Consider the following 12,181-nt stretch of genomic DNA (forward strand, 5'->3'; position numbering starts at 1 on the left):
GCTGTTAGCCACGAGCTTCGAGCTTATTTGGGCAAGTATTTAATCTCAACCATCAGGATTCCGTTACCTTTTGTGTTTTTCTCAAAAAATAATGATGAGAAGCACTGATTGTAATCAAGTTAGATAAGGAGTTTTTTGTTAAATTGGCAAGTGATTGTAAGCACTTACAACTGTTTTAAATACTTACAAGCATTTAAAAACGCATATGACTCTGAAATACAAAATTCTAAAGCAAAATTTAGCGTGAATTTTAAAAGTGTATATACATATACGTTGGCAACAAGTTTTAAAAAAACTGAAAGAAGGTAAATGAATAACATTAATTTCAATAATATTCTTCAATGGATTATTCTTGGATTAATAGGATTAATAGGACTTGCTATTTTTCTTATAGTTATCTTTTTAACAAGATATACCGGAAACCAAGTACCCAGAATATATCTTCTTTTAGCTATAGCCGCTTTGGTGATAATTGGGTATGGCTTAAATAAACTTCATAGTTATGTAGAAAGATTGAGTGTTATTGATTTGACCAAAGATGACTCACTTTATAGCGGATGGATAACTAAAAAAATAGAAGTAAAGGACATTGATATTAGGACTGCCCCCTATTACAAAGAAGTCCCTAAATCCTCAGGTTGGAGAATTCAGGGACTTGATTCTTTTTCGAATGACAACGGTGTGAAACGAGAGAAAGTGGAGATGAATTATATAATTTATAAATCTGGAAAGAAAATATACAGACAAGCAATAGGTAATGACTCAGACGTATTAAGATTCAGAGCATATCTCGCTCAGAGAACTCACTTAGATTTGCATATTAATAGAAACGAAAAATCAGATTATTATTTTGACTTGACATAGTATGAAAAACCAGTTGCCAACACACAATATAGTCACTTAAACAGCTAATCGTTATAAAGAGGGGAAGAATTAGGCTGTTCCATCCTCCGTTTGTCACGGATACACTATATTCTTTAAGTATCTCCTTCAAATTGAAAGAGCCACAAAAATAGTACGCTTGTTTCCTGCAAATGAAACATCTTATTCAAAACGGTAAATTCCCCAAATCCAAATTACCACCGGAAAGAATGATGCCCACTTTTTTATTCTGAACATCTACTTTCTTTTCAAGAATAGCGGCCAGCGGTACTGCCGACGAAGGTTCGATAATGATTTTCATCCGCTCCCAAATCAGGCGCATGGCCGCCACAATGTTTTCTTCCGATACCGTCACAATGTCGTCCACCTTGTCCAGAATGATGGCAAAATTTCGCTCCCCCAGCGAGGTCAGCAAACCATCGGCAATGGTTTTGGGCTCCACCGACGGGACGCGGGTTTTGGATTGAAACGAACGGTAAGCATCGTCGGCACCTGCGGGTTCCGCCGCAATTACCCGGCACGCAGGAAGCAAATGTTTCGCAGTTATGGCTGTTCCGCTTAGCAAACCGCCACCTCCTACCGGCGCCAGAATAATGTCAAATTCACCTTTGTCTTCAATCAGTTCTTTCGCTGCTGTTCCCTGTCCCGCAATCACATTAAAATTATTGTAGGGGTGAATCTCCGTTGCTCCTGTTTCGGCAATAATTGCCGCCAGTGTGCTCTCGCGTGCCTCCTGCGTGGGTTTGCAAAAAGTAATGTTGGCTCCGTACCCGGCCACCGCTTTCTTTTTAATATCGGGTGCGTTGATGGGCATCACAATGTGCGCCGCAATCCCGCGCATGCTTGCCGCCAGTGCCAGCGCCGCCGCATGGTTTCCTGAAGAATGGGTGCCGACTCCGTGCGCCGCTTCTGCCTCCGAAAGCGAAAAAACAGCGTTGCAGGCTCCCCTGAATTTAAAAGCTCCCACTTTCTGAAAATTCTCGCACTTGAAATACAATTCGGCCCCCACCATTTTATTGATGCCCGAAGACGAGAGAACCGGAGTCCGGTGTGCGTACTTTTGTACAATTTGGTGCGCTTTTACCACATCGGCGTAAACAGGTAGATCCATTTATTCAGGTTTTGAAAGTTTTTCGTTCAGCAAAGCATAGTCAGTATTGTAGATCGAAATCCGCGAGAGTTGGCGCATTCGTTTTAACCCTGAAATGTACAGGAAAACGACAAATGCGACAAAGACCACTGTCAGCCAAGCCAGGCCGGTAAACAGGATAAAATCGTAAATTCCGTGCAAGAGGATGGGAAACAGCAAGGCCTTTTGTTTGAGGCTGCGGCTTTCCTTTTGGTAAAAACGCGCCATTCCGAAATAAAAGCCCATGGTAATGCCAAAGATGGCATGTGCCGGAACAGCGGTTAAGGCACGCATAACACCGGTTACCAGGCCTCCGCCGCTTACGTACAAAATGTTTTCTACCGCGGCAAAACCCAGCGAAACATAGGTGGCATAAACAATCCCATCGAACTTCTCGTTAAACTCGGGGCTTTTCCAGATCAGCAGATACAGCGCAATGTACTTGAACAGTTCTTCGGAAAAAGCAGCCACCACAAAAGCGTTCCAGGCGGCCGACTGATAGTGTGAAAGCCCCGCGCCCAAATCACTCAGAAAAGACTCAAGCACCAAAATCGGGATAACGGTAAGCGCCCCCGCCAGCAAGGCAAAAATCAACAGTCGGATGGGTTCTTTTTCGTACTTATCGCGGAAATAAATGTAGGCAGCCACTATTACAACCGGCGCCAGTGCAAGGATTATCAGATCCATTTTGGTTTAGAATTAGGGAAGATCGTTAAAGAAAAAAGCCTTTACTCCTTTTACCCCGGGACGGATTTTAAACACACCGCCGGCATGCGGAAATTTCTGCAAATCTTCTTCGCTGGTCGATTCGCGCGCCGTGGTAATGTACAAAGTCCCCAGGTCGTTTCCGCCAAAGGCACAGGACGTAACATTTTTGGCGGGCACCTCAATTTTCCGGATCAGGTCACCGTTTTCGGGATTAAAACAAGCCACCGCCGAGCCGCCCCACAAGGCCACCCATAGGTTGTCCTCTTCATCAATGGTCATTCCGTCGGGGTATCCGGCACCTTCAGGAATTTCAACCGCCACTTTCGGATGGCTGATGGCTCCCGTTTCATTGTCGTAATCGTAGCCCATCACCTGGCGCGTGGGCGTATCGATGTAATACATTTTTGTTTTGTCGGCCGACCACACAATGCCGTTCGAGGTTCCCACGCCATCCACCATTTTATGGACCGAAGTGTCGGGATCAAAACGATATAGCGCCCCTGCCTGCTTCGCTCCCACCAAGCTCATTGTCCCGGCCCATAGGCGGCCTGCCGGATCGCATTTACCGTCATTAAAGCGGTTATCGGGTTTGTCGGCTTCGGGATCTGCCAGCAGCTTTTTAGTGCCTGTTTCAGGGTCGAGGCTGTAAATGCCGTTCTGCAAAGCTACCAGCACCTGCCCCGATTCGGAGGGAACCACCGTGCCCACCATTTGTCCGGTCAGCATCTCCTTGTTTAAACCCGAAACCGGGTTGTAAAAATTCAGGATCTTTCCTTTTATGTTCACCCACATCAGCTCGCCGGTCCGGTAGTTCCAGATCGCTCCTTCACCCAGTTCCGATTTCGAATCGATCACCAGTTCCACTTCGCTTGTTTTTGGCGCGGAGCAACTCATTCCAATCCATAAAACGAAAAAAATAAGGCCGATTTTATTCTTCATGCTGATGTATTTTTAAACCGTTATCCTTCCCCCATTTTCCTCCCGATAACTTTGAACTCTGAACTCTAAACCCTGAACTTTGAACTACAAACTCTTAATCAGCTCGCGCATGATCAGGGTCATTTTAGGCTCGGCTTTCATGGCCACTTCTTGTACTTCTTCGTGCGAGATTTCCACAATTTCTCCCGGAACGCCACTGTCGGTGACGATGGAAATACCAAACACTTTCAAGCCCATGTGCACCGCCACAATTACTTCGGGAACGGTTGACATTCCCACGATGTCGGCCCCCAGAATACGGAACATCCGGTACTCGGCAGGCGTTTCAAAAGTAGGCCCTGACACTCCCACATACACACCTTCCTTTATATCGATGTTGTGCTCTGCGGCAATCAGTTTTGCACGGTTGCGCAGGCGTTTGTTGTAACACTTGCTCATGTCGGGGAAACGCGGCCCCAGTTCGGCCAGGTTTTTCCCGCGCAACGGATGCTCCGGGAAATGGTTGATGTGGTCGTTGATCACCACGATCTCCCCTACCTTCCAGTCGGGATTCAAACCGCCGCTGGCATTGGATACAAACAGGTGGGTAATTCCCACGTATTTCAGCACCCGCACCGGGAAGGTTACTTCTTTCATGTTGTAGCCTTCGTAATAGTGAAAGCGGCCCTGCATGGCCAGCACTTCGCGGTCGCCCAGCTTACCGTAAATCAGGCGGCCGGCGTGCCCGTCAACCGTTGAAACCGGAAAATCAGGAATTTCGTTGTACGGAATGGAATCGATGATCTCGATCTCTTTTACCAGTCCACCCAAACCGGTTCCCAGGATAATTCCTACTTCAGGACTGGCCTGAATTCTTTCTTTTATAAAGCTCGCGGTGGCTTTTATTTTCTCCAACATAATTTAAAATCTTCTTGTTAAACGACTTTTTTTCTTCTTCCAGAAAACTCACTTTTACCGGAAGGTAGTACCACGCTGCCTTCACCTCTTCACTCAGGTGGGCGCTATCTTTCAAACGCATGGCATCCTTTTCGGTTGTGATAATTATCTTTTTTTCTGCATCCATCGATGCAAATGTGCTTTCAATTTGGTGGATATCGTCGCGCGAATAATGATGATGATCGCTAAACGCCAGGCTTTTCACCTGTCCCGAAAAACGCTCCAGGTATTTCAACAGCGGTTGTGGGGCTGCAATACCCGTAACCACCAGCAGGGCATATTTTCGCTCTTCCAAAAACGATTTGCCAAGTTGCGGGCCATCAAATACCGGGGTCAGTTTCCCGTATTCAAGCTTGGTAAAAAACAGGCTTTGGTAGGGCAACAAGCCCACATCGTTCTGAAGAATACGCCGCATAATGGGGGTTACCTCATCGGGGCACTTGGTAAATATAATGATGTTGGCCCGCCGCATTTGCCGGGCACTTTCGCGCAAACGCCCCAACGGCAGCAGCCGGTCGTCTTTTACCGGGCGATTGTAATCGATTAGCAGAATATTGATTCCCGGGGTGATCCGGCGATGCTGAAACGCGTCGTCCAGCAATACCACATCCGGCACAAGGCCGTCGGTTGTGCTTAGCAGCTGCTCCACACCCTCCACGCGGTTTTCGCACACCGAAACCCTGACATCGGGGTGTTTGTGTTTGATCTGCAAAGGCTCGTCGCCCACTTCGAGCGCAGTAGAAGTTGTTTCCACCCAACGAAAGCCTTTGGTATTTCGCTTGTACCCCCGGCTCAGCGTGGCTACCCGGTATTTTTCCTTTAGCAGGTCGGCCAGGTATTCCACATGCGGAGTTTTGCCGGTTCCTCCCACCGTAATATTGCCGATGGAAATCACCGGAACATCAAATTCCTTCGATTTAAGGATGTGTAAATCGTAGGCATTGTTCCGGAGGTAAACCGCCAGTCCGTACAACCAAGAAAGAGGATACAAGAGGATTTTTAACATGTAATTGATTTCTGTTTGATGCACGAAGATAAGAAAAAAGGGTGCACCTAAAAACGAAGTCCCTGCATCTTTGCAAATCCAACTTTAGCCCTTTATGTTTTCGAAATTTTGGTGATCCAAATAACCATTTAAACGGACAAGCCTTCAAAAATCCCACCCAACATTGTTAATAGCACATTACCAAAGCCCCGGAAAGGGGTCCTTGTTTCGCAGAACTGTTTCATTGTTGTATCTTTGCCCACAATGAATTGCAAAAACATTAAAAGTCACGAAAGAAGAAACGAGAGGGTATTTACTGCCTTCAACTTAGTTTTCCGAAATCAGCTCGATAAATTCATTCCTCCGGGCTGCTAATCTTCCCCTGCTTTTATTTCCCCCCTTCCGTTTTTTATTAATCTACTAGTATTATTTTATGGTTTTAAAACTTAAAATGGTATTGCTGTTTATGGCAATGCCGGTTCTTTCATTGTTTGCCCAGGACAAGCCTGAGCTTCATGTTGGCGGTGCGCTCCGCTTTAATTACAACCTGTCGTCGTGGAAAGAAGGACAGAAAAAACGCGGCGGCGACTTTGGCTACGATGTTTTTCGTATCAACGCCAAAGCCAAATACAAAGGTGTAAAACTCAATGCTGAATACCGTTTGTATTCCGAAGGTTTTGGAGGAGGAATGCTAAAACAAGGCTGGCTGGGCTACGACTTTACGCCCGAAAACAACCTTCAAATCGGATTAACACAAGTTCCGTTTGGCATCACCCAGTACAATTCGCACAACTGGTTTTTCAGCCTGAATTATTACATGGGCCTGGAAGACGACCACGATATGGGACTGAAATACACACACAACAGCGAAGAATGGCTGTATGCGGTGGCTTTCTTTAAAAATGCCGAAGAACTGGGCTTTGGAAGCAATTCCGATGTTTCCGACAGCCGGTATTCGTACGATGTGGGTTCATCGGGCGACGGGCTGTACCGCAACAAGGAAATCAACCAACTGAACCTGAAAGTGGCGCGTAAATTCGCGGGCAACAACAGCCATCACATGCTGGGAGTTTCGGCACAGTACGGAGGCATTTACAACCTCGACACCGAAAACACCGGCGACCATTGGGCCTTGGCAGGCCATTACGAATTAACGGCCGGAAGATGGAATGTAAAAGCACAGGCTTCGAAATACAAGTACAATACTGAAAATCCGGCTGGTCAAACAAACGATGTAATTGCCATGACAGCCTACGGTGCGCCTTACCTGGTTGCCGCTGAAGCCACCACTTACACGCTGGGCGTGGCTTATACGCTGCCGGTTGAGTGGGGCCCCATTTCGAGCCTGCAATTTTACGACGACTTCGGGTATATGGACAAAAAGCGGAACGATTTTCATGACTCTTACATGAACGTAACCGGCGTTTTAATTACTGCCGGTAATGTTTATACCTACATAGACGCTGCACAGGGGAAAAACCAGCCATGGCTCGGCCCCGTGTGGACCGACGCACTGGCTGCCGGAACACCGGATGCCGACTGGGAAATGCGCTTTAACATCAATATCGGGTACTACTTTTAATTCAAAACGCGGAGTTATGTCAGACAAAAGAAAAACAAAAATTCATGTGGAGAATTTGACGCTGATTTTTGGCAAACGAAAACAGGAAGCGTTAAAATTACTTCAGCAGGGAATTTCGAAAGACGAAATCCTGAAAAGAACCAAATGTACGGTTGGCGTAAACAATGCCAACCTTGAGATTAAAGAAGGCGAGATCTTCGTTATCATGGGTCTGTCGGGCAGCGGAAAGTCAACCCTGATCCGTTGCCTGAACCGCCTGAACGACCCTACTTCGGGAAAAGTTTTTATTGACGATTTTGACATAACCCGCGAATCGAACAAAGAACTGCTCGAAACCCGGCGCACCAAAATGAGTATGGTTTTCCAGAAGTTTGGCCTGTTGCCGCACCGCACCATCCTGGAAAATGCAGCCTTTGGTCTCGAAATCAGGGGCGAAGAAAAAGAAAGCCGCGAAAAGAGAGCCATTCAGGCACTGGAAACCGTTGGGTTGAAAGGCTACGAAGCGCAACTTCCGTCGGAATTGTCGGGCGGAATGCAGCAACGCGTAGGACTGGCCAGGGCACTGGCCAACGATCCCGAGGTTTTGCTGATGGACGAGGCGTTTTCGGCACTCGACCCACTGATTAAATCGGACATGCAGGACGAGTTGCTGCAAATCCAGAACAAACTGCACAAAACCATCGTGTTTATCACCCACGACCTGGATGAAGCCATCAAAATCGGCGACCGCATTGCCATTATGAAAGACGGTGTGGTGGAGCAGATCGGAACCGCGGAAGACATACTCACCAACCCGGCCAGCGATTACGTGGAAGCGTTTGTGGAAAAAGTGGACCGCAAATCGATCATTACCGCCGAAACACTGATGTTTAAAAAGAACACCGTGGTGGAAATCAACAAAGAAGGCCCCAAGGGAGTGTTGCGAAAAATGCGTTCGGTGGGCCTTGATATCCTGCCTGTGGAAGACGACAGCAAGAAATTTTTGGGCTACGTATGGGTGCACGACGTTCTGAAGCTGGAAAAAGCCAAAGAGACCACCATCGAAAAAGCCCTGAAAACCGAAGTGCCCAGTGTATATAAAAATTACACCGTGGAAGAAATGCTTCCGCTGATTACAGGTATCCGTTACCCCGTTGCGGTGGTGGATGAAGACTCGGGAAGACTGCTGGGGATTGTTTCGCAAACCTCGCTGATTATTGAAGCCACCCGCTACGAAATGGATGAAGTAATGGAGTTAAAAGAAAAAGCAAACGAAATCTGATATGGAAAAGTTAATTGACATAGGAAAATACATCGAGATCGGGATCAATGCCCTCGAAGAAAACTTTTCGGGGCTTTGGGGAGCGATCGACAACCTTATTTCGTGGACCGTGGACAGCATCAACAGTGTTTTTCTGATCCTTCCGTTTTACGTAATTATTGCCCTGATCACCATCGGAGCCTATTATGCCAAAGCCGGAAAAAAAGCTTTTACTAAAGAAGGTGCAAGCAAAGCCGCCGGCATGACCGCCTTTGTTATCCTGGGCTTGCTGCTGGTATGGGCCATGGGCTACTGGAAAGAAGCCATCCAAACCACTACCCTGGTGATTGTATCTACAGTAATTGCCTTAATTTTCGGGATTCCGCTGGGCATATGGTCGGCGCGCAGTAACACGGCAAACGCCATTATCCGGCCCATCCTCGACCTGATGCAAACCATGCCGGCCTTTGTTTACCTGATTCCGGCCATCTTCTTTTTCAGTGTGGGCAACACCCCGGGAGTGATTGCCACCGTGATTTTCTCGCTGCCTCCCGCCGTTCGTCTTACCAGCCTGGGAATCCGCAATGTTCCGTCGGATGTAATCGAAGCCGGTTATGCCTTTGGTGCCACCGAAAAGCAAATCCTTTTCAAGATACAGTTGCCACTGGCCAAAACAACCATCCTGGCCGGTATCAACCAGGTGATCCTGCTGGCCCTGTCGATGGTGGTAATTGCCTCGATGGTAGGCGCCAAAGGACTTGGAAGCATCGTTTACCAAGGAATCCAGCAAAACAATATTGCCAAAGGTTTTGAGGCCGGACTTGGGATTGTAGTCCTGGCCATTATCCTGGACCGCATTACACAATCCATTGCAAAAAAATAGTAATCATTAAAAAAATAAGTTATGTTGAAATGTAGAAAATTTGGAATTCTGATGGTGGTGGTAGCACTGGTAGCAGCTTTTACCTCGTGCACCAACAGCGGACAGAAAAAAACAAGCAAAACCGCCGAAAAGCAGGTGAGTATTTTATACCCCAACTGGGCCGAAGGAATTGCCTTTACCCACCTGGCGCAGGCCGCCCTCGAAGCACACGGATACAAAGTAGAGCTCACCAACCTGGAACCTGGCCTCATTTACGGCGAGTTGTCCAAAAGCAATTCGAAAGGCGATGTTTTCCTCGATGCCTGGCTGCCCAACACCCACAAGGATTACTGGGCCGATTACGGCGACAAACTGGTAAAACTGGGCGAAGCTTTTAGCGGCGGAACCACCGGACTGGTAGTGCCATCGTATGTTGACATTAACTCGATCGATGAATTAAATGCCAATAAGGACCAGTTTGACGGCGAAATTATCGGCATCGGAAGCGGGGCCGGTATTCATGCCAACACCCTGAAAGCCATTGAGGCCTACAACCTCGATTTCGAACAGGTAACATCGAGCGGACCGGCCATGGTTGCCAGCCTCGACAAAGCCGTAAAGAAAAAAGAGTGGATTGTGGTAACCGGATGGAAACCGCATTATATGTGGGCCAACTTCGACCTGAAATACCTGGCCGATCCCAAAGGCGTTTACCCACAGGATGTTTGTGCCATTATCTCGCGTCGCGGATTTGAGGAAGATAAACCGGAGGCCGCTAAATTCTTTCAAAACTTTAACCTGAAAGAGCAACAACTGTATGCACTGATGGCTGCCATCAAAGCCGACGGAGAAGAAACCGGTGCCCGGAAATGGTACGAAGCCAACAAAGCCCTGGTAGATGCATGGTTTAATTAGCCGGATACCCTTCCGGTTTTCACCGCTTCGAAGCACTTAACGTTAGAAACGGTCCCGACAAAAAGAGCCGTTCCTTTAAGTAAAGAACGGCTCTTTTTTGTTTCCGGAAATCCGGCTAATTCAGATAAATATCGTAAGGCATACGGGCCATTACTCCATTCATATGCGTCGCTTTTTTGAAATATTCGTAGTAACGGTATTTGTCACCCAGTTCGTTTTTAAGGATACGTGCGCGAACACTGCCTCCGCCCATTTTCAACATTTCTTCGAACGGGCTCACCTGTGTTGGCAGCGGAACCGTGCGATAGCTATCCAGGCCTTCTATTTCGGCGGCCAGTTTAATCGCATCCTGCAAACCGCCAAACTGGTCGATCAGGCCCAGTTCCAGTGCGTTTTCACCACTCCATACACGGCCCTGGCCAACTTCGTCCACCGCTTCCTTGGTCATGCCACGTCCTTCCGCCACATGCGAAATAAAGGTATCGTAACCTTCTTCAATGGTATTCTGCATCATCTGGCGTTCGTAGGGAGTCATCGGGCGCGTAAGTGTGAGCAGATCCGAATTCTCGTTGGTTTTTACCACATCGGTGGTAATGCCCAGTTTGTCGTTAAGTAATCCGCCAAAATTCGGGATGGTACCAAAAATCCCGATCGATCCGGTGATGGTATTCGGGCTGGCCACAATTTTATCGGCGGCACACGAAATGTAGTAACCACCCGAGGCAGCCAAATCGCCAAACGACACCACCATGGTTTTTTCTTCGGCGGCCAGTTTTACCTCGCGCCAAATGGTTTCCGAATCAAACACAGCGCCTCCGGGAGAATCCACGCGAAGCACAATGGCTTTGTAGCTGCTGTCCTGGCGTACTTTTCGGATTTCGCGGCCCAGTTTATCGCCTTCAATGGCTTCGTCGCCGCTAAGCGAAACACCGATCTCGCCGCTGGCATAAATCACTGCAATTTTATTCCGGCTGTACTTTTTCCCTTTTCCGCTTGAAGGAGCTTTCACATACTCTTTCACCCCGATTACAGGAACACCTTCGGTCCCTTCAATACCGGTTATTTCGCGCAGGTCGTCGAGCACTTCGTCTTTGTACGAAGCGGCATCCACCAGGCCTTTTTCCACTGCTTTTCTTCCTTTGCTAAAGGTCTGCACCTCATCGGCCAGTTTATTCAGCTCTTCAATGGAAAGACCACGTTCGGCTGAAATTCCTTTTAACATGTGATTCCACAGGCTGCCCATGTAGGTAAGCTGCTGCTCGCGGTTTTCCTCGCTCATTTTGTCGAGCATAAAAGGCTCCACCGCTGCTTTAAATTTTCCGTGGCGTACCACCTGCATTTCAATACCGATTTTCTTCAAAGCCTGGGTATAAAACATCATTTCGCCACCCAATCCGCGAAAATCGACCGACACTTCGGGGTGTACCACAATTTTATCGGCTACCGTTGCCAGGTAGTAAGCTTTCTGGCCCAGAATTCCTTTGTCGGCGCAGGCATACACAGGTTTGTCACAACTGTCTTTAAAGGCGATCAGTGCATTCCGGATCTCTTCCACCGATGCCATACCGCCGTTAATCATTGCTAAATCCAGGTAAACACCTTTGATGCGGTCGTCATTAACCGCATTTTGCAACGCCTCGGCAATGTTGTCGAGCCCAATGGTTTTTACACTGCTAAACATGGTGGGCAACTCAAGGTCTTCAAAAGGGTCGTTGGTGGCGCGGTCCACCACCTGGCGGGTGAGATCGATCACCAACATTGAATTATCGGCCACGCTAACCTGCTTTTCGGTAGAGGCTACCAAGGCACTGAAAACCATGATCATCAGAAAAATCCCGACAAATGAAACGGCAATTAATCCGACGATGGTTGCCAGTACGTACTTAAAAAATTCCTTCATCTTATAAATTTTCAATTACTATTTTACATTCAAAACCAACCTTCCCTTTGCAACCTGCTGCCGTGCTACCTGCATTTTCTTCGGGTTAAATATCCCGCAGCAT

General features: G+C 47.5%; 11 protein-coding genes. 5 read left to right on the forward strand and 6 right to left on the reverse strand.

The genetic code is table 11. The features are described 5' to 3' along the window. Nucleotides 1–309 precede the first annotated feature (309 nt). Complete coding sequence (locus INQ51_RS22245) at nucleotides 310–864, forward strand: hypothetical protein (RefSeq protein WP_233380196.1); 555 nt, start codon at nucleotides 310–312, stop codon at nucleotides 862–864. 184 nt (nucleotides 865–1,048) lie between these two features. Here the strand turns inward: INQ51_RS22245 and INQ51_RS22250 are convergent, their stop codons facing one another. The 5 genes from INQ51_RS22250 to lpxK form a co-directional block, all read right to left on the reverse strand. Then, the gene (locus tag INQ51_RS22250; RefSeq protein WP_233380197.1) at nucleotides 1,049–1,993 is read right to left on the reverse strand and encodes a pyridoxal-phosphate dependent enzyme; all 945 of its coding nucleotides are present in this window, start codon (nucleotides 1,991–1,993) and stop codon (nucleotides 1,049–1,051) included. Continuing rightward, nucleotides 1,994–2,698: a PrsW family glutamic-type intramembrane protease gene (locus INQ51_RS22255; RefSeq protein WP_233380198.1), complete on the reverse strand. Its 705-nt coding sequence runs from the start codon at nucleotides 2,696–2,698 to the stop codon at nucleotides 1,994–1,996. 12 nt (nucleotides 2,699–2,710) lie between these two features. Next, nucleotides 2,711–3,658, reverse strand: a complete 948-nt coding sequence (locus INQ51_RS22260) for an SMP-30/gluconolactonase/LRE family protein (protein ID WP_233380199.1) — start codon at nucleotides 3,656–3,658, stop codon at nucleotides 2,711–2,713. A gap of 84 nt (nucleotides 3,659–3,742) precedes the next feature. Continuing rightward, nucleotides 3,743–4,555 carry a purine-nucleoside phosphorylase gene (locus INQ51_RS22265; RefSeq protein WP_119436896.1) on the reverse strand — a complete coding sequence of 271 codons (813 nt, stop codon included), beginning with the start codon at nucleotides 4,553–4,555 and terminating at the stop codon, nucleotides 3,743–3,745. Next, nucleotides 4,494–5,600 (reverse strand): tetraacyldisaccharide 4'-kinase, encoded by a 1,107-nt coding sequence (gene lpxK / locus INQ51_RS22270; RefSeq protein ID WP_233380200.1) that lies wholly within the window; start codon nucleotides 5,598–5,600, stop codon nucleotides 4,494–4,496. The genes INQ51_RS22265 and lpxK overlap by 62 nt, the downstream gene beginning before the upstream one ends. Nucleotides 5,601–6,012: 412 nt before the next feature. On the opposite strand from lpxK, the gene INQ51_RS22275 reads away from it, so the two are divergent. Genes INQ51_RS22275 through INQ51_RS22290 form a run of 4 tightly spaced genes read left to right on the forward strand, consistent with a single transcriptional unit; the run spans nucleotide 6,013 to nucleotide 10,178 of the window. Beyond that, complete coding sequence (locus INQ51_RS22275) at nucleotides 6,013–7,161, forward strand: OprO/OprP family phosphate-selective porin (protein WP_233380201.1); 1,149 nt, start codon at nucleotides 6,013–6,015, stop codon at nucleotides 7,159–7,161. Nucleotides 7,162–7,177: 16 nt separating this feature from the next. After that, nucleotides 7,178–8,422 (forward strand): glycine betaine/L-proline ABC transporter ATP-binding protein, encoded by a 1,245-nt coding sequence (locus tag INQ51_RS22280; RefSeq protein ID WP_233380202.1) that lies wholly within the window; start codon nucleotides 7,178–7,180, stop codon nucleotides 8,420–8,422. A gap of 1 nt (nucleotide 8,423) precedes the next feature. Beyond that, nucleotides 8,424–9,284, forward strand: coding sequence for an ABC transporter permease (locus INQ51_RS22285; protein WP_233380203.1), 861 nt, complete (start codon nucleotides 8,424–8,426; stop codon nucleotides 9,282–9,284). 21 nt (nucleotides 9,285–9,305) lie between these two features. After that, complete coding sequence (locus INQ51_RS22290) at nucleotides 9,306–10,178, forward strand: glycine betaine ABC transporter substrate-binding protein (protein WP_233380204.1); 873 nt, start codon at nucleotides 9,306–9,308, stop codon at nucleotides 10,176–10,178. A gap of 115 nt (nucleotides 10,179–10,293) precedes the next feature. Here the strand turns inward: INQ51_RS22290 and sppA are convergent, their stop codons facing one another. Then, nucleotides 10,294–12,078, reverse strand: a complete 1,785-nt coding sequence (gene sppA, locus INQ51_RS22295; RefSeq protein ID WP_233380205.1) for a signal peptide peptidase SppA — start codon at nucleotides 12,076–12,078, stop codon at nucleotides 10,294–10,296. Nucleotides 12,079–12,181: the final 103 nt, after the last annotated feature.

Source organism: Maribellus sp. CM-23, from assembly GCF_021354595.1.
In the GTDB taxonomy this organism is placed as follows: domain Bacteria; phylum Bacteroidota; class Bacteroidia; order Bacteroidales; family Prolixibacteraceae; genus Draconibacterium.

Bases quoted from the DNA above. Each gene is read 5' to 3' on its own strand.
- INQ51_RS22245 (WP_233380196.1), top strand. From the start codon at position 310: ATGAATAACATTAATTTCAATAATATTCTTCAATGGATTATTCTTGGA.
- INQ51_RS22255 (WP_233380198.1), bottom strand. From the start codon at position 2,698: ATGGATCTGATAATCCTTGCACTGGCGCCGGTTGTAATAGTGGCTGCC.
- INQ51_RS22265 (WP_119436896.1), bottom strand. From the start codon at position 4,555: ATGTTGGAGAAAATAAAAGCCACCGCGAGCTTTATAAAAGAAAGAATT.
- sppA (WP_233380205.1), bottom strand. From the start codon at position 12,078: ATGAAGGAATTTTTTAAGTACGTACTGGCAACCATCGTCGGATTAATT.
- lpxK (WP_233380200.1), bottom strand. From the start codon at position 5,600: ATGTTAAAAATCCTCTTGTATCCTCTTTCTTGGTTGTACGGACTGGCG.
- INQ51_RS22290 (WP_233380204.1), top strand. From the start codon at position 9,306: ATGTTGAAATGTAGAAAATTTGGAATTCTGATGGTGGTGGTAGCACTG.
- INQ51_RS22260 (WP_233380199.1), bottom strand. From the start codon at position 3,658: ATGAAGAATAAAATCGGCCTTATTTTTTTCGTTTTATGGATTGGAATG.
- INQ51_RS22280 (WP_233380202.1), top strand. From the start codon at position 7,178: ATGTCAGACAAAAGAAAAACAAAAATTCATGTGGAGAATTTGACGCTG.
- INQ51_RS22275 (WP_233380201.1), top strand. From the start codon at position 6,013: ATGGTTTTAAAACTTAAAATGGTATTGCTGTTTATGGCAATGCCGGTT.
- INQ51_RS22285 (WP_233380203.1), top strand. From the start codon at position 8,424: ATGGAAAAGTTAATTGACATAGGAAAATACATCGAGATCGGGATCAAT.
- INQ51_RS22250 (WP_233380197.1), bottom strand. From the start codon at position 1,993: ATGGATCTACCTGTTTACGCCGATGTGGTAAAAGCGCACCAAATTGTA.